The sequence below is a fragment of the Calothrix sp. NIES-2098 genome, from assembly GCF_963875125.1.
Taxonomy (GTDB): Bacteria; Cyanobacteriota; Cyanobacteriia; order Cyanobacteriales; family Nostocaceae; genus Aulosira.
The window spans coordinates 7,006,195-7,029,587 of the sequence record NZ_CAWNKJ010000001.1 but is presented as its reverse complement, the minus strand read 5'-3'; the positions used below and the strand labels follow the sequence as shown (position 1 = coordinate 7,029,587).

Sequence of the window (23,393 nt, the reverse complement as noted above, 5' to 3'; positions counted from 1 at the left end):
ACCAATAAATAGCAGACGCTTACGGAAATTGTTTTAGCAGGTGAGTAAAATATTTACAAACAGTAATTTTACTTAGCGCTGACGAAATTCTACTTCTTTTTCGAGAATCTTAATATCGTAGTTATCAAAAAAATCGTGACCCAATAGACCGATCGATGCTTTGGGTGCGATCGCAACTTCAAGATTATTAGCTACAGCGGAACCAACACTCATGTATTGTATCTGACTCGTCAAAAATTGCACTTCTGTACCGTCTGCAATTTGGGCGTTGATCTTACCTGTAGGCTGTAGTTTGAGAGTATTTGCCATTTTGAGAGTGATCAGGGTGCTGCTAGCACCAGTATCTAAAATCATCTCAAAAGTTTGTTGTTGATTGAAAGTAACATCTATAACAGGAGTTTTGCCCATACGACGTTTAATGGGAACCCGAAAAACTTTGCTGTCTATAGGAGTTACACCGCAAAGTTTACCTAAACTGACGGTTCTTCCTGAGGAAGTGACCATAAAACAGCTTCCAGGATCGTCAGCTGTGGCTCGATGCAAGAATGCTAAAAATGTTAGCGTTGGCATTGTTGCCATTACAGCTAAGTTAATAGTCAGCATCCAACGCTTGTTAGCATCTTTCATGTGCTTTTGCGCTCCATATTTGGTATTGCCCCTTATTATTTAGATTACCCAGGTTAGGGCAAAAGTTTTAACTCGTTCAGCACTTTTCAATTAACTTTTGATTTTTGATTTTAGATTGGATAATTTAGCCTAAAATATCTATTTATTCACTTAGTATATAGTGCTGCGATCGCCTTTTGATTTCTGCTATTAAGGGTTTGATTAATATCAAGCATTAAAATGGTCTTTGGTTCGCATTTATGATGAACAATAGCAATGCGACTAACCAAAGTTGGCAGCCCAATATTATGGAAAGATTGTGGTACGGTTTGCATACTTGTTTCACCTATGAAAACTATACTATGAGGTGCATCTACCTGAATACTATATAATTATCTGTAATGCACTTTCGCTATTATTGGCAACCACAACACCAAACCCAGCTCGTTGTAAAATTGCTAGTAAAGCAGTTGCATTATTAGGATTATCATCAACTATTCAAATCCGCGTTTATTGTGTTTCTATCATTTATTAATTTTTTTACCCAATTTTAAAATCTCAGTAAAATAGAATATTAATTAAATTGAAAAAACAATAGTAATTATTTTTGTAGTTTTTATCTAAAAAGACATCCATTAATACTAATGCTATATCGTTAAGTGTTGTATTCAATTACATCTTAACTAAATTATATAGGCTCTACTACAGAATAATTACAGAATATATTTATATTTTGGGCAGAAAAGTATCAGTATAATTTCTAATTGAGAATATACTTACTATAATTAAATATCGAATATTCCTAGTGAATTTATTTATATAAATAAAAAACCAATATTTTTGTTGCTTAAGAGATATGTAATTATATAATAAAAAATCCTTTTAAATAATCATTTCCCCGCTTTTACTTAATCATATGGACACCGATTTTCCCGATCAAAAAAGCTTTACCTATGTTGGTAAAGCCTTCAAAAAACTCTAGTGAAATCTCCTCATTTCTGCAAAAATCCGATCTAAACTACACTCAACAGCTCGTTGTTAATTTAAAATCCAGACTAGATTTTCCTTAATTTAAGGATAGACACCAGGCTTACTCAAAATTTGTTTCTGAGATGCAGTCAAATCAGGGTAATCATTGATATTATATGAATTTCTTGACCATGCCGAGGGATGAGGAGAATACTTATAAAAAAGTGTACGACGTTCATTTTTTCCCCGCCAAGGAAGAGTACCGTGAGTTAAAGCCTCAGTAAAAATAATGGCGCTACCAGCCTTAAGAGTAATAGCTTGTATGCAAGCACTAGGAGATTGCAGATTTCGCCATTCCTCTGGTAAAGGTAGATTACTTTTATGACTTCCAGGGATGCAAGCAAATCCACCTTCGCCAGGATGCACATCATTCAACTCGTAAACAACAGCAGTCAACCCGTTGTAGATTCTACCATTATTGAAAAGATAGTACTGGCAGGGATCGTAGGGAGTTCCACCTCCATGTAAGTGACAACCGATCGGGCCAAGACCTTGACGAATGATATGAACATAGTCGTGATCCAAGCGAAACTGCTTTCCTAACAACTCAGATAGATACGGAGCGATCGCCGGATTATCGATTAGTTCGCGGAAAGGCTGACCCCAAGGTAACAAACCATCAAAGCGTAGAAATGGTGCTTCTGGGTTATCTTGGCTGGCAATTTGGCGATCTAACAATGCTTGAACGGCTGCAATCTGCTCGCTGTTGAGCGCATTCTCAATAATCAAGAACCCTTGTAAGTCAAAAAGATAGCGTTCCAAGTCGGTCATAGAAATGGTTACTGGCTAAGAAGTTACACATTAAAACATTTTATTGATTAAACTTCAAAGCAGAGACTAGATTGACAGATAGTATAGTAGCCTTTATTACATCTATCTAATCTTTCAACAATTCAATTATTTCTAGTAGTTGTTTGGCGTAAATTGTGTAAAGATGTACTGACTTTTGATTAGACATCGCCCGCTTCTAAATCTTTGTTTTTCTAACGAAATCAATAATAATTTTTCTTAACATTTTATACTTATCTCCAACGATAGAAGGCAATCTTGCCGATAATAAATACAATAATTGTTAAGTTTTTAACAGAATATTATGAATCTTCTTGCGTGGATAGTTTTAGGCATTATTGCTGGAGCTATAGCTAAAGCTATTTACCCTGGTCGTCAGGGTGGCGGAATTATTGCCACAATGGTTTTAGGTATAATTGGTGCTTTAATCGGAGGCAGTTTAGTTTCTCTTTTAGGTAGAAGTGGAGCAACATTTGCTGCTGGAACACTCAGTATTCCTAGCTTAATTATTGCTGTAATTGGTGCTATCATTGCTATTTTCTTATGGGGCTTACTGACTGGGCGTAGCAACTATTAATTGAATAAAATTAAAATCATGGTTAGCTTTTAATCTAACCTGTTATTAATAAATAAAAATAACTCCACTTCTTAGCAGAGGTGGAGTTATGAATTTGATAAATATTACTCAAATATTTTATTTACAGAACTAGGTAAGTAGGTGAGAAAAAACCAAACTATGCAAAAAAAGTAAAATCTCTGTATTTGGTTCGTAGTCGCGCTTTAGCGCTATAGACGCAAAGCGGTGAAGCAGTGCGTTGGGCGGGTTTCCCGACTTGAAGCAACTGCTGAACCCGTTCGACGTTCGCCGGAGGCGTTCTCGCAGAGTAGCGCGACTACAAAAATGTGATGATTATTTGCACCGACTTACTTAATCTAAAGCTTTTTTGAGTTCATCTTTAATGTTTTCGGTAGTGTGGATAACTTGGGCTTCAACTTGTTTGGCTTTACCTTCGGCTTTATCTGCTGGATTGCCAGTTATTTCACCTAGAACTTGTTGAACTTTACCTTCAATATTTTTTGCAGTGGCTTCTACTCTTTTTTCAATACTCATAATCTTTCCATCTCACTTTTAATTAGTTAGAGTTTTTATTGTAAAAAACAATCTACTCGATTATTGAATATTTGTTATCTATCATTAGATAGCTTATTGGCTTTATATTTATCTCCTTAAGATAGATGTTAAATTGAGTTTGAAATAATAGATAATATGGAAATTCTGTAGAGCCAAAAAATTAGAAATTAACTAGTTATTTTAACATCACAGTAATAGTCAATGTTAAGTGTAAGGAAATATGGGAGCGATCGCAAAACGCCAAAAAAATCAATGGGAAAGTGAAATTAATGACATCATTCGAGGTGCGTGTGGAGGATTTTTGTTTGGGATTCCGTTGTTATACACAATGGAGGTATGGTGGATTGGGTCGCTGGCAAAACCACAACTCATAATGTTAGCGATCGCCTTAATGTTTGTGGGCGTATTTTTACTCAATAAAACAGAAGGCTTTCGCAAACGCAGACGTAAAAAGCGACCTTATGAAGCTGCAATAGATACTGTAGAGGCGATCGCAATTGGGCTAGCTTGCTCTAGCTTTGTGCTGTTCTTATTACAAGAACTAACACTTGACACTGCTCTCAAAGAAGCCTTAGGCAAAATCATCTTTGAAAGTGTACCCTTCACACTCGGTGTAGCATTAGCCAATCAATTTCTCGGAGATGCTGACAGCAACAATCAACAAGCAAATAAGAACCGACGCACTGAGTTAGACGCCACCTTTGCCGATTTAGGTGCAACTGTTATTGGTGCGACTGTAATAGCATTTAATATTGCCCCTACAGATGAAATCCCGATGCTAGCAGCCACGGTATCACCTGCTTGGCAATTAGGAATTATTGGCACATCCTTAATAATTTCCTATGGGATAGTATTTCAAGCAGGCTTTTCAGATCAGCAAAAGCGCAGACAGCAAAAAGGGATTTTTCAACGACCATCAAGCGAAACCATTATGTCCTATTTAGTGTCACTGCTAGCAGCTGCGATGATGCTGTGGTTCTTCCAAAAGTTGACTTTGAGCGACCCTTGGACTATGTGGTTGGATCATACCTTGATGCTGGGATTACCTGCAACCATTGGCGGTGCGGCTGGTAGGTTAGCGATATGAATCATACAGAAAACCAAAATCAAGAGCGATCGCTTGCTGAGTGGGTGACATTCAGCGCAGCTTCTTTCATCCTTGCAGCGATCGTTGGCTTAGTCGGATACACTTGGCTAACCGACAAAAATCAACCTCCTATCGTATCTGTCACCAACAAACAAACTATTCACGAAATTAACGGACAATTTTATGTTCCTTTTGAAGTTGTTAATACTGGTGGGGAAACAGCTGAATCAGTTCAAATAATGGCTGAATTGGAGATTGACGGTAAAGTTGCGCAAACAGGAGAACAACAAATTGACTTTTTATCGCGTGGTGAAAAGGAAGAAGGCGCATTTGTATTTAGCCAGAATCCCCAGCAAGGTCAGTTGACGATTCGTGTTGCTAGTTATAAAGTGCCCTAGTGCGCAATCGCATTAATTCTGAAAAGGAAATACAGCAGTTTGTATATCTGGTAAATTCGTAGTCATACTAATTTTAAAAAAGAACGCGACAGATGGTAGGGGTATGGCATTGCCATGCCCTCTAGAATATATTGATACATCGCAATCACTATTTAAATTGGTATCAGTACTTGAGGCTGGAATGCTAAACCATTTTAGTACTTACTACGAACTTTGAAAATTTTTGTGATAGCTCGCTAGTTTAGGCTATTAACAACTCAAAAAGCCCTGTCACGAGTTATTATCATCAAATAGTTTTTAGCACTATCTGATGACTCAAAAAATTACTTTCAGTTTGTTATTATTATTTCTTGGTAGCCACATTAGTCTTACCCAGCAAACAGCTAAAGCACAAGTATCAACACCAGTAGCACCAACCACTACCACAAAAGCCATTTGTCCAGCCCAACTGGGAACATCTATAGATACTATTATTAATCGTCCTTCATTTAGTCGAGTGCGCTGGGGAATATTAGTACAACCCCTATCATCTGGCTCAACTCTTTACAGTCGAGATGCTAATAAATATTTTACTCCAGCTTCTAATACAAAACTGTTAACCACAGCTGCTGCATTGCAGCAATTAGGAGAAAATTTTCGCATTCGCACTTCCATTTATCAAAACCCCAATGGAGTGTTGCGTGTTGTTGGTAGAGGAGATCCCAGCTTAAGCGATCGTCAATTACAAGCATTAGCACAACAATTGCAACAAAAAGGCATTACTCAAATTAAACAATTGATTGCTGATGATAGTTACATTCAAGGCGATATCGTCAACTCTACTTGGGAATGGGAAGATGTGCAGTCAGATTATGGCGCACCCGTTAGCAGTTTTATTTTGAATCAAAATGTTTTTGATTTCCAGCTACTACCACAAACTATAGGTAAACAGTTACAAATTTCCTGGAATGATGCCAATGAGTCCAGAAGGTGGCGGATAATTAATCAAACAACAACAGTTAGCAAAAATCAACCAAGCTACATTAATATTACTCGTGATTTAACAGGAACAGTTTTGCAAATTCAAGGGCAATTAGCAGAGAAATCTGAACCTTATTTAGCAACATTACCTGTAGTTGACCCTAGTTATTACTTTTTGCGTCACTTCCGTACTGTTTTAGTCAATCAGAAAATCACTTTAGGGCAAACATTGGTAGTACATGGTGGGACTAATCAACAAGAAATAGCTGCTATAGATTCGCCTCCTTTATCTGAATTATTAGCAGAAACTAATACTAATAGTAATAATTTATATGCTGAAGCATTGCTGAGAGCATTAGCGATTAAACAACCGAAAGTACAAAATAAAAATACTGCTGATATTGGTTTAGAAGTTTTGAAGACGAGTTTAACTAAATTAGGAGTCGATCCCACAACTTACTTTTTAGTAGATGGTTCTGGGTTATCACGTCGTAATTTAGTATCTCCAGAAGGGTTAGTACAAACTTTGCGCTTAATGGCAAAAACACCAGCCGCAGCTATTTATCGCGCATCTTTACCAATCGCGGGTAAAAGCGGTTCTTTGAAAAATCGTTTTCGCAACACTTCAGCTGAGGGTATTGTGCAAGCAAAAACAGGTACATTAACTGGTGCAGTTTCCCTCACTGGATATGTAAACGGAACTAACTATGAACCTTTGGTTTTTAGTATTATGGTGAATCAAAGCGAACAGTCTGCAAGTAATTTACGGCAAGCAATTGATGAGATTGTAGTGTTATTAACACAATTGCAGCGTTGTTAAACGATCAATACACAAACATAGTGAGTTAAAAAATCAGTAGGGCGATAAAACCCCGCCTTACTGATTTGTCAATTATTCAAATTTTTGCCATCAGCCCATCAAAGTTAATCACCTCTTGGTTTAATATTCAAGCTATCTGCATAAACGATTTGCTTGGAGATAAAACCTGTTTTTCCTCCTGGTACAAAGGAATTTCAATCCAAAACTCTGTACCTTTTCCTAATTCTGACTCACACCTGAGAACTCCACAATGTTTCTCTACAACAATTTGATAGCTAATCGATAAACCCAATCCCGTCCCTTTACCTACAGGCTTAGTCGTAAAAAATGGATCGAATAGCTTCTGTTTTGTTTCTGATGTTAAGCCCGGGCCATTATCGGCAATTCTAACTATTACGCGATTCTGATTGGCAAGTTCGGTACTAATCCTAATCTGGCTAGGAATTCTGAAATTATCTTTTTGGGAAGGTTGATTATCATAATTATCAAGAGCATCAATGGCATTATTAATAATATTCATAAACACCTGATTTATCTGCCCTGGATAACATTCTACTAACGGTAAATTACCATACTCTTTGATAATTTCAATTCCTGTATACTCTGGCTTCGCTTTGAATCGATTCTGTAGAATTAGGAGTGTACTGTCAATACCTTCATGAATATCGACTGCTTTCATATCTGCTTCATCTAAGCGTGAGAAGTTCCGTAAACTCAGAACAATCTCACGGATACGATTAGTGCCAATTTTCATGGAAGAAAGAAGTTTTGTCAGGTCTTCAACAATAAATTCTAAGTCTATAGCTTCACAGAAATTCAGAATTTCTAGATCGGGATGCGGATAATGCTCTTGATAAAGTCTTAGTAGGTCTAGCAACTCTTGAACATATTCGTCAGCAGGAGATAGATTACCATGAATAAAATTAATTGGATTATTAATTTCATGCGCAACCCCAGCCACTAACTGTCCTAAACTAGACATTTTTTCTTGTTGAATTAGTTGAGCTTGGGTCTCCTGTAATTTATGCAATGCTTCAGTGAGTTTTTCTGCATGAGTTTGAGCTGCTAAGGTAGCAGCTCGACTTTGAGTATAAAGTTGTGCGTGGTCGATAGCAATTGCCAGTTGATCTGTAACAGCTTGTAGCAATCCAATTTCACTATTACTCCAAATACGTTCGCCACTACAATGGCTACAAACAATTGCTCCTAACTCTCCAGAATTACTTTTAACGGGTAGCAGCAGTTGAGACGTAATCCCAAACTCAGCTAAGAATTCTTGCATATTTTTGTCGATATCGCTATGAATATCGTGGATACAAAATATTTCTTGATTCAGCAATATTTGAGCTAAAAATTTAGATTTTTTCAGGCGTATATCTCCTAACATACTGGGTAAATTATAGTGACGCGCCTCATGGGTAATAGTTAAACTTGGTTGAGAAGAATATGGTAGGTAGCGAAGAAAGTAGCAACGGTCAATTTGCAATAAGCTACGGATTTCATTGACAGCAGTTTCTAAAATAGTATCAAGTTCAAGAGAACTACGGATTTGGCTAGCTAAACTGAGCAGTAAGGCTTCCCTACGGCTTAGTAGTTGTTCTCTGACCCAAATTCTGTCAATAGCCACAGCAATATTATTAGCAATCCAATTTAGTAAATTATGAGTTGGTTCGTTCAAAACTTGGTTGCAAAATAAAGCTATTATCCCTATCAGTTCTTGTTCTACTATCAAAGGATAAGCAGAAAAATTCAATATTGAAAATTTACTGTTAAGAATTTTTTCTTGATAATTAATTATAATTTCTTGGTTGACAATAGCTTGATGGTTGTTAGTTATTACATCAATAACGCGATTAACTACAACCATGTGATGAGGAAAATCCTGAATAGCGCTTAAGGTACTACAGCTACTATCTATACAATTAACACCTGCTTGAAATTCAAGATTAGTGTTCTGTTTATCGCAAGTCCAGATACCTACAAAAGCAACATCAAGATATTGAGATATAGTGTGCGTACACTGTTGAATAATTTCCGCAAGTGTACTGCTTTGAGATAAAGCTAAACTAACTTCTGCACTTAAAAGAGATAAGCGCGATCGCTCTAAAATAGCTAACTCTGACAGCTTGCGCTGGGTAATATCTGTACGAATTGCTACATATTGTTCTGGTTTACCTTCAGGTGACAATTTTGGTACTATCAAAGTGTCTACCCAATAAAAAGAGCCATCCTTAGCTTTATTTTTAAGTTCTCCTCGCCAAATTTTTCCTTGAGTAATAGTTCTCCAAAGTTGCTCAAAAACTTCTTTAGGATGATAACCAGAATTAATAATCCGGTGATCTTGACCTAACAGTTCCTCTTTAGAATATTTAGAAACTTCGCAAAATTTATCATTAGCATAAGTTATTAGCCCTTTTTTATCGGTAATTGCGACTAGTGAATGAGCATTTAATGCAAATTTGAGCGTTTCTAATTCTTGAATAGAACTTTGTAATTTTATTTCATTTTCTTTATCGATTGTAATATCACGAGCAACTGCATAAATCAGATTATCTTCAGTAAAAGAAGTTGCATTCCATGAAAACCATTTATAAGTTCCATCTGCACAGATATAGCGATTCTCCCAGCAAATTGCATCTACAGAATTGGCTATTCTTTGGGCTTCTAAAATAGTATTTTCTCGGTCTTCTGGATGAACAAATTTAATAAATGGCTGACTTAATAACTCTTGATAAGACCATCCTAGAGTTTTTATCCAAGCTGGATTTAACTGCTTAAAATAACCATCAAATCCAGCAATACATAGCAAATCTAAAGAAAGTGAAAAAAACCGAGAGTATTGTTCTTCTGATTGTGCGATCATTTTTTAATTCTCTGTCATTGAGATTGTCAAATTCCCAAGTATTTATGCGTGAAGATTTAATAATTTATGCAATCTTCACTAACTGTACTTATTACTAATTGGCGAATTACCTGTAAACAATTGCTTATATCGCCTGCAATAAGTTTTGATATTAGAATTCTAAGAAATTAGCTTAAGTCCTACCCAATGAACTAGCTTGCTGTTCAACCAATGTTCTATTACATATAGATTTCCCTAAAAAGCTTGAAAGCGAACGTAAAACGTGGGAATTTAAAATAAGAAGTATGAAGTAATATAGATTGGGCTTAGATTTTGAGGAGTTCCAAGCTTGAACAACATAAAGTAATTACTCAATAAATGTAACTTTAAATAAAGCAAATAATAGCAAAATTTGCCCATTCGCACGACTAAATGTATGAATCGCAAACAGATAAAAGTTATTACTAGCTAAATTTTTCTGCTGTTATTTAATTTAATCAGCAACCCTGTAGAAAATGCGGAAAATTTCTCGTAATCAATATTGTTTTGTCAGTAATTATGCGATACTTCCTCTTTTTCTAGCTTCTTTGTAGGAAGTTCCGACATTTTTCAAACCTGCTCTAATCATTTGCTTTTCTAAGAGAGCAAAAAAGCGTGCTTTATCACCGCCACGTACCACAGCCTGATTGTGTGCTTCTGCGATCGCAACTGGATAACCATATCCTTTTTGCACTTGTGCCAGCATCAGTCCTAGGGCTTGATCAAACATAAAAGTATTTTCCGCTACCCATTGCGGAACTTCTACCCGTGCAATTTCTGTACCTACATGGATATAGCAAAAGTAAATAGTTTGTCCTTCATACAAATCTAAAATTCGGGCATTGCTGCGCCATAAGGGGCCGCGCTGTCCTGGTTTGAGTTGAGTTGCCCAAAGCGAAGTATCGCGCAAAGGTTCAAAGACTTTGCAGGGGACTTTTTCTAATTGATTGGGGCAATAACTTATACAGTCTGGTACTTGGTGAGGACAAGCTAATAAGCGTAAAAAGTTCATGCCTTCGACGTTACGAGAGGCGCTAAGATAACCCATTAGCGGAATTTGCGCATCGCGCATCAGCTGCCAAGCTTCCAAAATCGGTGGTAAGATGCGATCGCGCGCATCAATAGGCAACTGTTCCAGAAACCAGTAAATTAAGGAACCATCTACCATTGCTAGGGTTGGCGCTTCTGTTTTCACAGCGCAAGCCAGTTCTGCTAACACCGTTGCTTCGCTAGCAGTACGGCGATAACCCATCCATTCCTCGGTTCTAATTCCCCACTGCCGAGACATATATAAATCTTCTGGGCGGTAAAATACCTCTGGCAAACTATCTAGTAATGGGTGGAGGTTTTGTCCGTAGTGTATGACGACTCTGCCAATATTTAGCAGATAGCAGTAAGCAATTTCGTGATGGTTAGGCGCAATTTGCGAACCATCCGTTGCAATGACAGTATGAATTTTTGGGGGAACCGGAATATCAATGCAAGTTTCTAGGGGTTCAATAGGTGTAGCATTAGCAAAGAGAATGCGATCGCGCCATTTTTCCTGACGGTCGATTAAATCTTTTTGAGATGCGTAAGCATTGTGAAGATACTGTTGCGCTAATTCTAAACGCTGGCGACTCGCCGCAGCTTCTAAGGTAAGATGCTGGCTTAAACCTTGCATTTGCCGCGCTAGTTTTGTGAGGTCAAGCATAGGATTTTAGATTTTAATTGTAAAGGAAAAATTGAAAATTTAAGAAATACAAGCTTATCAAACATCAGCCAAATCACTACTTGAAACCGTCGCCAAACTTATTTCACAATCTCTGTCGCAAAACCCAGATTGATTTTTAGTAGTACAACAGTTTAGTTTTATCAAAAAGCTCATTGCATCGGCTGGAAAAATTATCTTTGAATTCTTTAAACAGATTCAAGTTTTATCAAGGAATGTTAATTTATGCAATATTCTAGATTGTTGAGCATTTTGCACTATATATGGGGCGGATTTTGGAGCTTTAATATTTTATCGTTCTTATCAGCTTTTATATTTTCATCAGATCGTTTCTGGGATACTTTTCGCTCTTCCCTATGTACTCAAGAACCATTTATAGGAGACTCATGTGATAGATGGATTATCATCGTGTCTATAGGTACATTAATCATGTTTGCTACATTGGCAATTACTAATAAATATAATATCTGCGATAAACTACTGGCAATCACAGGCTAAAACTGTCAATTGGGTAGCAGCATCTCTCAATCTCATTGGTTTTCCTGTATGTACTGTATTAGGGTTATTTAGTCTTTGGATTTTGAGAGATTATCTGAAAAACTTAACAGAGTAAACCTCAGAATATCATTCCCAAAGATGAACCAGTTTTGCAAACTAATTTTTTGTAACTATTATTGAGAAAATTAGCACCTTTTACATTGGAATTATACTAATAATAGTATACAAAAACCCTTGCTATACAAGGGTTATATCTTAGCATATATTCATTTTTAAGTTGAGGCAAGCTCACCCCTGTTGATTATTTAAAATAGCTTTTTAACACCAAGCAGAGAAATTTTGAGCAAACTGAGAAAGTGATAATAGCTGAATTTGCGAGTCATTTTTGGCAGTTTCCCGATCGCGTTCGGTATTATAGCCCCAGTCTCCTAAGAAAAGTTTTACTTCTGTAAGGTCTGGTTGCTGTTGAACCAACTGCAATGTTTTAAGTCTATCTTCGACAAACCAGAGACTCACGGGTTTTTGCTCTGCTGTTTGGATTAATTCTCGCAGAATTTCATATTTAGGACGCTTTTCCTCTTTGCCAAAAATTGCTTTTGGTGGTAAATTAACACCTTCTTGTTGCAATAGTTGCTGAACAAAACGCCCTTCTTTTGTAGTGACAATGTATAAATTAACAGTACTAGCAACAATTACTTTAATTTTGTCTATTACACCTGGATAAAATCTATGCAAACTTAACCATCCATCTAAATCTGTAGCAATCCATCGATCTCGCAAATTATCAAGTTTTGCTGCAATTTCTCGTGCTTGTAGCTTTTGGTCTAACAGAATTTGTGGGGCAATAGTTACCCAATCGTGAAGAATCTTTTCGTCAGAAATCCCGTCTACTAAAGCTTTGATTAAAACAGGCATTTCCCAACCGGTCTCAATAACAGGTCGCAGCCGATAAAATCTCGAAGCTAAATTATCGGCTGCTGTATTGTTAGCAGGCGACCAAAGTTGACAATAGGTGCGCCATGCTACCTCAAAATATTCAATTAATCCATCACAAATTACTCCATCAAAGTCTAGGGCTAAAATCGTGGGACTACTTGCGGTCATGGTTTTGAGGATGAAAACTGCTTTGGCTAGCTTATCCGATCCTACAAAGATTTTTCTGTATCAGCGCTAGTTTTCAGATTTATCTGAGAAATCTAAACCTTCTTGCCCAACATCCTTGGAAAGGAGAATGTCTAGCGCATCTTGGTCTGCCATTTCAATAATTGCTGCTACATATTGCCTTACTTGTTCAGCAACATCAGGCTGCCACTGACGCAATTTTGTGTCTAAGATTTCCACTAAAGCGTCCATCGATACCTCTACCATTAACGATTGTGGTGTCTAGTACCATGTTAGATTATCTGTGCTAGAGGTTGCTGCAAAAGTATTCTACCTAACATCTAGTTCTTCAAAATTTAACCTCCTAAACCCTTACGAGGTAAGGAAAAAGAGATATTTACAGTTTGTTCTCATCAAAAAAAATAGAGGGTTTGAAACAAGTAGAGTTGTATATTTTATAACTATAAAAACTGTTTTTTATTAATATTGAGTGTTGTTTATTTTACTTTACTAATATCAGTTTTTTCAGAAGGATGGCAAATATAAAGTGTCTAATCAGAGAGAATTATTGCTATAAAAATTATCCGGAAAATATTAAAATAATTTCACAAAATAAACATGAGTTATAAAAATTACAAAATTATCTAGGTAAAATGCTGTAAATTACACGGATGAAGATTTGAGTGTACAACTGACTCTCTTTATCCCATCAGTAGTGTATTACAGTATTCCTAATCATTAATTGCCATATCTATTTGCAGAGGTTATAAATCGGGGATGCAGATTTTAGTTTAAAAATGAGAATATGCGATCGCAACACGAACCACAGGTTTACTCTGCTGTCATTCAAAATTCTGTGACAGACGGAGAATATCTAATCGAAAGCTCTAGTAAGATTTTTTCTCCAACTGGTATGGGAGAGGTAATTTCCTGGGATGAGATAAGTGCAAAAATCTCAGCCTATAGAGAATTTTATGCTGATTGCAGCAATCTCCAAAAAGAGACTTACGAAGATTGGATATTAATTAACGATCGCTCCTACTTATTAACACCAGCGATCGCAAATCCTCAATTTACGCTGATTTCCTCACAACAGTGTAACCAACTTTGCAATCATCATGATTATCGCTGGTCGATTTTTCATTGGTTAACTCGCCCAGGATTTTCTCAGGATTTTTCCCAAGCAATGATTCAGATAACTGTTCATTGTCCAGCAGGCCCACCTCAGTATGGCAGTATACTCTATCTCGAAAGAACAACTGAGAAATGGGAAGTCAAGTCATCTTATGGTCTGTACAATCAATAGACTAGTCCTAAATACTGTTTTATGGGCAATAGCATTCTGTGTTACACACCACTCTCTTAGATATTCTTTAAGCAAACTGTATATTTTATTTTATTAAACAGAGAAATTACATAACCAGTTATTTATAAGGCTAATCCAGAATACCTGTAAAATACCGAAAGTATGGTTTTCTAGCTCTAACTCAGGTATTAATACTGAAATGTAATTTTAGTAATAAATTACTCCCATCGCATGAAGAAATAAATGCAGAATATGGGACAATGAAATTGTAGCAAGTTAAGTATGCTACCAACCAAGCCTTACATTTGCGTAGACTAACTATAGTCTTTTACCAAAAGCTTAAAAAGTAGTTAACTAGGTCTACCACTGTTCCAATGTATTGATTAGCTTCTGGATAATCATGGGAGAAAAAATTATGAGACAGGTATTGTTGACCGGCCTAGCTTTGATCGGTACCCTATCTCTAGCTGCTCCAATTCCCACTCAAGCATCTGACAACCAAGCCCAAGTAAAACGTCTTCTAGAAACCGGAGTATGTTCTGGATGTGATTTAAGAGGTGTAAATCTTAGCGGTGCGCACTTAATTGGTGCAGATTTGAGAAATGCCAATTTAAAAGGCGCTAATTTAAGGGGTGCTAATTTAGAAGGTGCTGATTTAGAAGGTGCTAATCTGGAGGCTGCTAATTTAACACAAGCCTTCGCCAGTGGTACTACATTCAATAACGCGAACCTCACTAATGCCAATTTAACCGATGCTCATCTACATAACGCGCAAGTAGATGGTGCAGTGATGATTGGGACTAATATTACAGGTGCTGATGGATTTGATATCAATCTTGGTATCGGTGGTGGCGAATGATAGCCAAACAATTTTAGATTTGATTTATTTATAGCGCAAAATTTCTCACTCTGCTAGCTGAGAAATTTTGCGTTTATTGTTGTATTTGAGAATTTTTTAAGTGTCAATCTCCGGTAATCGATAGTTCATTAACCCAGATGCGAGGACAAACTCCCCCTGGTGTTAACTCAACCTCTTTTTCTACACAAATAATCGACTTCAATAGTTCGAGAAAATCGCCAGCAACGGTGGCTGACTCAATACTAGTTTTCACACCTTTGTTGATTAGCCAACCATCAAAAGGTAGAGAGAACGAGCCTTGTAAAGCTTTCACTCCCGCATGAAGAGCTTGTAAATCATCAATCAAAATCACATTTTCCGCAGTTTCTAAGCTTAATTCTTGTTCAGGATCTGCGGCTCTAAATACATGAAAAAAGTTAGGGCTTACGCTAACTTTTGCGCCAATACTAGCATTACCTGTAGGTTGGGCATTCATTCTTTTAGCAGTACCTGCACTGTGCAGAAAGCTTTTTAAAACACCCTTTTCTATTAGAGAAACCTGACGTGTAGGAGTACCTTCACCATCAAAAGTTTCTGCACCTACGTTAGCTGGATGTAGTGCATCATCAACTACCGAAAGTAAAGGAGAAGCAATTTGCTTACCTAAATCATCAGGGGTAGATAAACTTTGATGATCTAGAATACTTTGAGCATTGAATAAATTAGAAAAAGCACCCAACAAACTTAAAAAAGCTTCTGGTGAAAACACAACTAAATACTTACCAGACTTGACTTTTTCATAGTTCAAGTGACTGATCGTTTTTTCGGCAGTTTCTTGAATACAACCATTAATGTCTAGATTATTTAAATTGCGGTTGATTCTAAAAGCACCAGCACTGCGGGGTTTTTTTCCTTCTTCTTCAGTTTTGCTGTAAAGATATACCGATGTTAAAGAGTGAGATTCAGTTCTGGCCGCACCCTCACTATTAAGATAGAAGCGGTCAATATCTCTTTGCGCCAAGCCGTTATATGGTACACCTTTAATTGCTGGATGTGCTGACAGTAATTCTTGTTCAGCTACCAGTAACTTGTCTATGAGTTCAGAAACAGGTGCTTGGGGTGCTTTATCGTGAGGGATATTTTCGATAGGAACAGTAGCTTCAGGGCTGAAATCAGGAACATTTTCTTTGACGCCAAAGAAACTAGCTTCGTAAGCAGTTTTTAAAGCTAACTCCAATCCCTTTGGATCTACATCTGTAGTGCTAGTGACACCCATTGTATTGTCTTCATTCCAGACACGAACGGTAACGCCAGAACGATTAGAGGCTTTAACTTGTTTTGGCTCACCTCGATCTACTTGTACGCTAGTTTCATCTACAGTAGAGCCATAAATGTCAAATTTTTTGATGCCAAGTTTCTCAGCATTTTCCTTGGCATAATTTACAATCTCGTTGATAGTTGGCATACTCAATTTTGAATTTTGGATTTGATATTTTTAACCGCCGATAAACGCAGATGAACGCAGATAGATAATATCTTCATCTGTGTTTATCTGTGGTTCTAATAAATGGGAATTATTGCTATCTCATGCAAGACTACCTAAAGCTTCTTTAACGAACCGCATAGACCCAGAGCGGTGAGGGGGTCGCAGTCTTGGCGGTTCCCATCACGATTGCGAACCCCCGAACCCGGAGGGCTTCCCGCAGGGTAGGACGCAAAGGGCACGAATAAAGAAATAAAAAGGTAATCTTGTAGCGAGAAGTAATTATTAGCGTCCGCCTACAGTAATAGAATCAACCTTGATGTGAGGTTGTCCTACTGTGGTGTAGATACTGCCACTAACAGAACCACAAAAACCAGGTGCGAGTTCTAAATCTTGGGAGCACATGGAAATTTTATTCATAATTTCCTTAGCTTCACCAATCAGAATTGCTCCTTTTAAAGGTTTGGTAATTTTGCCATTTTCAATCAAATAAGCTTCATCTACACCAAAGTTAAATTGACCTGTAGCACCTACACTACCACCACCCATTTTTTTACAGTAAATGCCTTTATCAATGGAGGCAAATAAATCATCAATACTATATTCACCAGGAGCAATATAAGTATTACGCATCCGGCTAGCAGCGGCAAAAGTATAATTTTGGCGGCGTCCGCTTCCAGTTCTAGGGTGTCCGGTACGCCAAGAACCTGTTCTGTCTGCTAAGAAGTTCTTTAGAACGCCTTTTTCAATTAATAGAGTTCTTTGAGCAGGCATACCTTCGTCATCCATGTCAATTGTTCCGAAGGCATTTTCGGCTCGCCCTTCATCCCAAGCTGTCAGGCTTTCGTGGGCAATTTTCTCGCCTTTTTGATCGGCAAAGGGAGAGGTATTACGTTCAATTTGAGTAGTTTCTAATAAATGGCCGCAAGCTTCGTGGAAGATGACCCCGCCAAAGTGATTGGCCATGATAATTGGGTAAGTGCCTGATTCTACATAATCAGCGTAGAGCATCTTACCAGCAGATTCAGATATTTGCTCGGCAGCTTGTTGATAATCCCAAGTTCTCAAAAAGTTAGCATCGCTAGTATTACCAGCACGTTCACCAATGGAGGCGCGATTGGCTCCATCGGCACACAGAAGGTTAAATCCTACTGATTGGGTGAGGCGAATGTCACGGGCAAAAGTACCATCACTAGCGGCAACTAATACTTCTTGCCAATCGCGGAAATAGGTAGCCCGACGAGATTGCACGTGACTGGCTTTTCTCTTCAGTTGGGCAGTACCATCAAGTAGAACTTCTCCCATTTCGCGAATCGAGCTACACAACGGTAGCCATCCGTCTTTACCTCTTTTTGTAGCGTAGTCTCGGAGTAATTCTAAGTTGATTTCTGGGATAAAAGCGTTGGGTGCGGGTAATTGCAATCCTAGAATAGAAAGACCTTTTTCTAAGGCTGCTTTTAAACCGGAAAACGAAAGATTATTGGTGCTGACGTAGCAATCAGCTTTGCCACGAAATACTCTCACTCCCGCACCTGTAGCGAGACTTGGTGAAATACTGGTAATAGAGTCATCTTCAGCAAGGCAACTAATGTAGTTGCGACGCTCTAGATAAAATTCGATGAAGTCAGCACCAGCGGCGCGTCCTAGCCCCAAAAGGGTAGCTAAGGGGGCTTCCCAAGTGTCATCGAATCGTTCCGATGTGGAAGAGTATTGGAGATTGGGGAGTTGGTTCGAGAGAAGTAGCGTACTTGTAAGCATGGATAGCCTCGTCTGCTGGCGTATTCAGAGATTTGACCGAAAATTCCTAGTGTGTTCAGTCTAACAAATCAGTGAAAGCCGCAGTCGGCAGTTAAGCTGTAGAGGTTTCCTCACCTGGAAAATTTAGATGCTAGTTTTAAATGCGATCGCCTAGATAATTTCACAGTAGGTATCTTTCAAGACAAATTCGCGATCGCTCGATTCAATAATTGGGAAAATAATTCTCTTTCAGTATAAGAAATCCCAGACATGGCTTCATCGCGCAACTCTGCGGCTAAGGGCGGTAAAACGGTTTCTAGTTCTTTACCCGCATCTGTTAGCCAAATTCGCCAGATGCGGCGATCGTGCGCATCCCGTTCTCGACGCACTAAACCGCGTTCTTCCATGCGATCTAATACGCCAGTTAACGTCCCTCCCACCTGTTTGAGCTTGTCGCCAATGCTGGAAGTAGGTAAACCGTCTTCTTCCCACAAACAGCACAATACTAACCAATGAAAGGGTGTCAATCCGAAAGGTTCTAGCTTTTCAGTAAACTTGCGAGTCAGCAGTTGTGAGAGTAGCTTGATTCTATAGCCAATGTTATACGGTGCCAGAACCTGCTGCCACGACTCCAAAACCTCAGAATCCTTAGATGTAGACACCATATCAACTAATTATTTAGTGTGCGTAGTATTATCATAGCTAAACAAATTTTTCTTGGCAACAGTTGATTGCCATCTCTCTTAGGGAAGGACTTGAATCAGCTGGTACTCTTGTAGTGTAGCAATAACACGGTAAGACTTGGATAATTGCGGGTTTTTTGGTGCAGATATCCAAGCATAGCTCAAGGCTGGTAATTGGGAAATTGCCTCTACCCTAGGGCCAGGAATCGGAGTGTAGAAATTGAGCAGCACAGAGTTTTTATCTTCGACTTGGGCAAAAGCGACAGGATGAGCCTGTAGAATAGAGGCGATCGCTGGCTGTTGGAAAAATGCTTTAAAAGCTGGGTTATAGTCGCTTAATAAGCCTAAGCTACCAGCCAGCACTAAAGTTAGCCAGCAAGGAAGTAACCAACAAGCTATCCAATAATTATCAGTCAAAAACTTTTTGCCAAAGTGGTAACGACTAATCCACACAAAAGGTAAAGTTAGCCACCCTAATCCTAAAATCAAGCCCAAAATTACACGCTGGTGAATATAAAAATCATTGGTGAAAGTCAGAGTAAATATACTTACCAGCAACAGGATTGTACCTAATACACCAAAGGTATAACTGAGGTTCCGAGGAAGATTTGCCCTAGTTTGGCTAATTAATGAAACGAAAAGATTTCTTTTATTCTCTTGCGGGGAAACTTTTTGTTGTGTAAATCCTCCTGAATAAATTTTGCCCAACCAGTCTAAACCAACAGCAGCCAGCAAAGCGATGAAAGGATAAAGACCGAGAGCATAGTGAGAAAGACGAGTAGAGAAAATACTCAGTTCCGTAAACCAAACTAAAGGAAACCCGACTAAAATCAACTGGTAGCGAGGAATGGGATTTCGCAGCAACACAGCCAATCCTAAAAGACTTAACAAAGCCCAAGGAAAGGATTTTAAAGGAATATTCCAGAAATAGTACAATATTCCATTATGGTTGCGGTCTTCAGAACCTAGCTCTACGACAAATCCTAACAAGCGATCGAAACTCTCATGGCCATAGCGCAACCAACTTAACCAAAGCCAAGCTAATGTAGGGATGAAACCAACTGCCAATCCTAAATACAACATAGGATTAGCAAGATGATGATGGCGGCGATGTTCTGCAATTAAATAAGGTAGTAAAGCCATCATTGGCAAAAAAATCATAAAGCTTCTGATAAAGAAGCCCACACCAAAACTTAATCCAGCAATAAAAAGCCAAAAAGAGCTTTGTTGAGGATATATTTCAGCTTTTAATAAAGATAAAATAGCTAAAAGTACCAAGAAAATCATCGGAATATCTGGCGCAGCTAATCGAGAAAATTGTAGCCAGAGAAATTCCACACTCAAAATAATAGCTGCTAGCCATGCTATTCTTTTATCTAAGATAATCTTGCCAATTTCATAGATAATAAATAAGCAAAAAATTCCGGCGATCGCACTCGGAATTCTCGCACTAATTTCACTAACACCAAATAATGCGTAGCAACTAGCAATTAACCAATAAATACCTGGAGTTTTATGATGGGCATTACCCCAAGGTGCTATCCAGTCACCAGATTCAAACATCTGACGAGCGCGCCCAGCATAGTAGCCTTCATCATGTGCTATCAAGCTATTCTGACCAGAATTGCAGAACAGTAAAGGGAGTAGCCAAATTAACAAAAGAACATAGGGCGATCTCGCTAAAAGGTAGATTTGCCGCCCTAAAGTCGGAAATGCTCGGTTTTTGTACAACATTAATTAGTACGAATTGAATGTTGCCGGATAAATTTTATATATTTGTAACTCTGCTTTTAAAATATGTAAAGCTGCATACAAATTACTCGATTAAAATCCTAGCTAAAAATAACACAATTGAGTAAAAAATCCTCCTAAATAGACATTTAAAGCTATGATACTCAGACCAAATCAACGCCTTAAGTTAGATGACACAAATGACAAGCTGTTTTACGCTTATCCTCGCTTTGTTACCCATGTTGATGAAGCATTTATTAAACAGCTAACAGATGTATATCGCCAACGACTCAAACCTAACACACGCATCTTAGATATGATGAGTAGTTGGGTATCTCATCTACCTGAAGAAATGCAGTTTAACCATATTGAGGGACACGGACTTAATGCTGAAGAATTAGCCCGTAATCCTCGGTTAAATCATTACTTTGTACAAGATATTAATGAGAATCCGCAGTTACCTTTAAAAGATCGAGATTTTGATGCCGTTCTTAACTGCGTCTCAGTACAGTACGTGCAATATCCAGAGGCAGTATTTACTGAAATTCACCGCATCCTGAAACCTGGTGGCGTAGCTATTATTAGTTTTTCTAACCGAATGTTTTTTCAAAAAGCAATTCAAGCTTGGCGGGATGCATCTGAAGAAAGTAGAGTGGAACTAGTTAAAAGCTATTTTGCCTCCGTCCCCGGATTTTCTGCACCAGAAGTCATCGTCAGTAAGCCCACCATCCCAGCTGTACTTCAATGGTTGGGCGCACCTGGAGGAGATCCTTTCTATGCTGTCATCGCTTCTCGCATTAAAGAATAGGGCATAGGGCACAAAGACGAGAGATGGTAGAGAGGAAGAAAACTTCCCACACTCCCCTGCTTTGTCTCCCCGATCCCACTCTTGTTGTAATTCTAAATACCCAGCAATAGTTATCAAAAAGTAAATTTTGTGGCGAAAGAGCAAACAAGCGCTGATAATTGCCTCAATGCTCAAGCATAAGGAGACACTAAACATGACTTTCCATCGTGGGCGTAGGATTTTAGCGGCTGTGTTAATTTCAGTATTATTACTGACTTCAGCTTGTACGCCAAAGACACCTGGACGTTTTGACCAGGCACAACAAGAAAGCACTCGCCAAAAAAGTGGTCAGGCTGTTGCTAAAGATGCGACTCAAGGTAGCAAATTAAACAAATTCTTCCCTGCGGGGGGAGATGGCTACCAGCGTGTCTATACTCAAGAGAAAAAAGGCTTTTCGCAAGCGAACTTGAAAAAAGGTGGCAAAGTTTTAGCACAACTGTCGATTTCAGACACCTCTAGTACTCCTGGTGCATCTGCCAAATTCTCCAACAGTGCTAAAAAAGTCGGCGGTTATCCAGCAGTTACGCTTGGTAACACTCAAACTTCAGTTTTGGTAGGGAAGTACCAAGTAAAAGTTATTTCCAAAGATCCAACATTTACAGCAACAGACAGAGAAGCTTGGATAGAGAAATTCAATCTTGCTGGTCTGGCTAAACTCAAATAATCTGCACTACAGAAATCAAAATTACAACAGCTAAATAGGAGATTGTTGTGAGCAAATCAATTTTTGAGTTGGTGGATCAACTTCCAACCAGTGGTTTGACTGTTTCTATGTTAAATGCCCTTGATTTTGTGGCTCCAGGCCAGTGGCACAATACTGTAGGTTTTGTCAATACTATTAAAACCGTAACGGGCGAAACAGATGAAAGCTTAATTCAACAAATTGGCGAACGGGCAATTTATCTTTTCAACGACAGATCCCAAGGCTACCAAACAGCTTTGTGGCTTTACCAAACTGTCGATAACACAGATAAAGCCCTTGGTGCAGCTGCTTTAGCAAATAAGGTGGGAGAAAAGGTTCCCTTATTAGGTTTTTTAAATAGTGTCACTCCCAAACCTGACAAAGCCCAAACTATTGATTTAACTTTAAAATTAGTAGCTGAGTTAGTAGCTTTCTGCCAAATCAATGGTATTCCTGGAGACAGCATCGGCGATTTTGTCGCTTCTTTAGCTGAGTATAGCGGTGAGTCTTTAATTCGGATGGTGGCTTTAGTCTGCGTTGATGGTTTAATACCTTTGGGGCCTGACTTCATTAGTAAAGCCATATCTGGGATTAGCCAAACAAATCCCCAAGAGTTAGAACAAAACTCGACTTTTCAAAATATCAAAGATGTCATCCCTGGCAACAATGCTGGTAGTAAACTAAACTTTATTGGTGAAAGCTTTGATTCTGTGAAAGGTTGGATGGGTGGTCTTGTTGCCTCCAATAATTTAACCCCCCAGAAAGTTGTCAGCCATTTGCAAAATTTCGTCGAATTTTCTGATAGCAAATTAGATTACTTAGCGGCGTTTTTAGATGTGGCAACCAATTACTACGAACACACTGGCACGCAAACTCTAGCTCGTCGTTTGATTGAACGAGCTGTAGCTGAAATTTAAGCTTCTCCGTAGTTGGTAATGAGTAATGGGTAATACTTACAATTATCAATTACTCATACCAATTATGGAATATATAGCGATTCGATTTGTCTGCACTAAAGTAGTACTAACTCATCAAAATTAATGCCAACTGAGTAAATATTGCTAATAGCTATAC

Annotated in this window: 21 protein-coding genes; 9 read left to right on the top strand and 12 right to left on the bottom strand. The window is 38.3% G+C overall.

Annotated features, from left to right (window positions below):
- Positions 1-72: 72 nt before the first annotated feature.
- The 3 genes from AACU33_RS29435 to AACU33_RS29425 form a co-directional block, all read right to left on the bottom strand.
- Positions 73-627: a retropepsin-like aspartic protease family protein gene (locus AACU33_RS29435; RefSeq protein WP_096593626.1), complete on the bottom strand. Its 555-nt coding sequence runs from the start codon at positions 625-627 to the stop codon at positions 73-75.
- A gap of 146 nt (positions 628-773) precedes the next feature.
- The gene (locus AACU33_RS29430) at positions 774-941 is read right to left on the bottom strand and encodes a hypothetical protein (RefSeq protein ID WP_339376361.1); all 168 of its coding nucleotides are present in this window, start codon (positions 939-941) and stop codon (positions 774-776) included.
- 736 nt (positions 942-1,677) lie between these two features.
- Positions 1,678-2,406 carry a phytanoyl-CoA dioxygenase family protein gene (locus tag AACU33_RS29425; protein ID WP_096593624.1) on the bottom strand — a complete coding sequence of 243 codons (729 nt, stop codon included), beginning with the start codon at positions 2,404-2,406 and terminating at the stop codon, positions 1,678-1,680.
- A 322-nt stretch (positions 2,407-2,728) separates the two neighbouring features.
- On the opposite strand from AACU33_RS29425, the gene AACU33_RS29420 reads away from it, so the two are divergent.
- The gene (locus AACU33_RS29420) at positions 2,729-3,001 is read left to right on the top strand and encodes a GlsB/YeaQ/YmgE family stress response membrane protein (protein ID WP_096593621.1); all 273 of its coding nucleotides are present in this window, start codon (positions 2,729-2,731) and stop codon (positions 2,999-3,001) included.
- Between the two features lie 351 nt (positions 3,002-3,352).
- Here the strand turns inward: AACU33_RS29420 and AACU33_RS29415 are convergent, their stop codons facing one another.
- A complete protein-coding gene (locus tag AACU33_RS29415) occupies positions 3,353-3,535 on the bottom strand; it encodes a CsbD family protein (protein WP_096593619.1) in 183 nt (60 codons plus the stop codon).
- A 241-nt stretch (positions 3,536-3,776) separates the two neighbouring features.
- Here AACU33_RS29415 and AACU33_RS29410 point away from each other — a divergent pair, with 241 nt between their 5' ends.
- The 3 genes from AACU33_RS29410 (at position 3,777) to dacB (ending at position 6,821) form a co-directional block, all read left to right on the top strand.
- A complete protein-coding gene (locus AACU33_RS29410) occupies positions 3,777-4,643 on the top strand; it encodes a TIGR02587 family membrane protein (RefSeq protein ID WP_096593616.1) in 867 nt (288 codons plus the stop codon).
- Positions 4,640-5,041 (top strand): TIGR02588 family protein, encoded by a 402-nt coding sequence (locus AACU33_RS29405; protein WP_096593613.1) that lies wholly within the window; start codon positions 4,640-4,642, stop codon positions 5,039-5,041. Before AACU33_RS29410 ends, AACU33_RS29405 begins: the two co-directional genes overlap by 4 nt.
- Before the next feature lie 310 nt (positions 5,042-5,351).
- Positions 5,352-6,821: a D-alanyl-D-alanine carboxypeptidase/D-alanyl-D-alanine endopeptidase gene (gene dacB, locus AACU33_RS29400; protein WP_096593611.1), complete on the top strand. Its 1,470-nt coding sequence runs from the start codon at positions 5,352-5,354 to the stop codon at positions 6,819-6,821.
- A gap of 127 nt (positions 6,822-6,948) precedes the next feature.
- Here dacB and AACU33_RS29395 read toward each other — a convergent pair whose 3' ends face one another.
- The 4 genes from AACU33_RS29395 to AACU33_RS29380 form a co-directional block, all read right to left on the bottom strand.
- On the bottom strand, positions 6,949-9,684 hold the full coding sequence (locus AACU33_RS29395) for a PAS domain S-box protein (RefSeq protein ID WP_096593608.1): 2,736 nt from the start codon (positions 9,682-9,684) through the stop codon (positions 6,949-6,951).
- A gap of 535 nt (positions 9,685-10,219) precedes the next feature.
- On the bottom strand, positions 10,220-11,395 hold the full coding sequence (locus AACU33_RS29390) for a DNA double-strand break repair nuclease NurA (protein WP_096593606.1): 1,176 nt from the start codon (positions 11,393-11,395) through the stop codon (positions 10,220-10,222).
- A gap of 834 nt (positions 11,396-12,229) precedes the next feature.
- Positions 12,230-13,015 carry an HAD family hydrolase gene (locus AACU33_RS29385; protein ID WP_096593604.1) on the bottom strand — a complete coding sequence of 262 codons (786 nt, stop codon included), beginning with the start codon at positions 13,013-13,015 and terminating at the stop codon, positions 12,230-12,232.
- Between the two features lie 66 nt (positions 13,016-13,081).
- Positions 13,082-13,264, bottom strand: coding sequence for a hypothetical protein (locus AACU33_RS29380; RefSeq protein WP_096593601.1), 183 nt, complete (start codon positions 13,262-13,264; stop codon positions 13,082-13,084).
- A 553-nt stretch (positions 13,265-13,817) separates the two neighbouring features.
- Between AACU33_RS29380 and AACU33_RS29375 the strand changes: the two genes are divergently transcribed.
- Both AACU33_RS29375 and AACU33_RS29370 read left to right on the top strand, forming a co-directional pair.
- Positions 13,818-14,318 carry a hypothetical protein gene (locus AACU33_RS29375; RefSeq protein WP_096593599.1) on the top strand — a complete coding sequence of 167 codons (501 nt, stop codon included), beginning with the start codon at positions 13,818-13,820 and terminating at the stop codon, positions 14,316-14,318.
- A gap of 415 nt (positions 14,319-14,733) precedes the next feature.
- Positions 14,734-15,177, top strand: a complete 444-nt coding sequence (locus AACU33_RS29370) for a pentapeptide repeat-containing protein (protein WP_096593596.1) — start codon at positions 14,734-14,736, stop codon at positions 15,175-15,177.
- A gap of 103 nt (positions 15,178-15,280) precedes the next feature.
- Here AACU33_RS29370 and AACU33_RS29365 read toward each other — a convergent pair whose 3' ends face one another.
- The 4 genes from AACU33_RS29365 to AACU33_RS29350 form a co-directional block, all read right to left on the bottom strand.
- The gene (locus AACU33_RS29365) at positions 15,281-16,621 is read right to left on the bottom strand and encodes a TldD/PmbA family protein (protein ID WP_096593594.1); all 1,341 of its coding nucleotides are present in this window, start codon (positions 16,619-16,621) and stop codon (positions 15,281-15,283) included.
- A 303-nt stretch (positions 16,622-16,924) separates the two neighbouring features.
- Positions 16,925-18,397, bottom strand: a complete 1,473-nt coding sequence (locus AACU33_RS29360) for a TldD/PmbA family protein (RefSeq protein WP_096593591.1) — start codon at positions 18,395-18,397, stop codon at positions 16,925-16,927.
- A gap of 176 nt (positions 18,398-18,573) precedes the next feature.
- Positions 18,574-19,041 (bottom strand): MarR family winged helix-turn-helix transcriptional regulator, encoded by a 468-nt coding sequence (locus tag AACU33_RS29355; RefSeq protein WP_096593589.1) that lies wholly within the window; start codon positions 19,039-19,041, stop codon positions 18,574-18,576.
- Between the two features lie 78 nt (positions 19,042-19,119).
- The gene (locus tag AACU33_RS29350) at positions 19,120-20,793 is read right to left on the bottom strand and encodes an ArnT family glycosyltransferase (RefSeq protein ID WP_096593584.1); all 1,674 of its coding nucleotides are present in this window, start codon (positions 20,791-20,793) and stop codon (positions 19,120-19,122) included.
- 154 nt (positions 20,794-20,947) lie between these two features.
- Here AACU33_RS29350 and AACU33_RS29345 point away from each other — a divergent pair, with 154 nt between their 5' ends.
- From AACU33_RS29345 to AACU33_RS29335, 3 genes are all read left to right on the top strand, one after another.
- Positions 20,948-21,598, top strand: coding sequence for a class I SAM-dependent methyltransferase (locus AACU33_RS29345; RefSeq protein ID WP_096593582.1), 651 nt, complete (start codon positions 20,948-20,950; stop codon positions 21,596-21,598).
- Positions 21,599-21,791: 193 nt separating this feature from the next.
- Positions 21,792-22,301 (top strand): hypothetical protein, encoded by a 510-nt coding sequence (locus AACU33_RS29340; protein WP_096593579.1) that lies wholly within the window; start codon positions 21,792-21,794, stop codon positions 22,299-22,301.
- A 47-nt stretch (positions 22,302-22,348) separates the two neighbouring features.
- Positions 22,349-23,236: a hypothetical protein gene (locus tag AACU33_RS29335; protein ID WP_096593577.1), complete on the top strand. Its 888-nt coding sequence runs from the start codon at positions 22,349-22,351 to the stop codon at positions 23,234-23,236.
- Positions 23,237-23,393 lie beyond the last annotated feature (157 nt).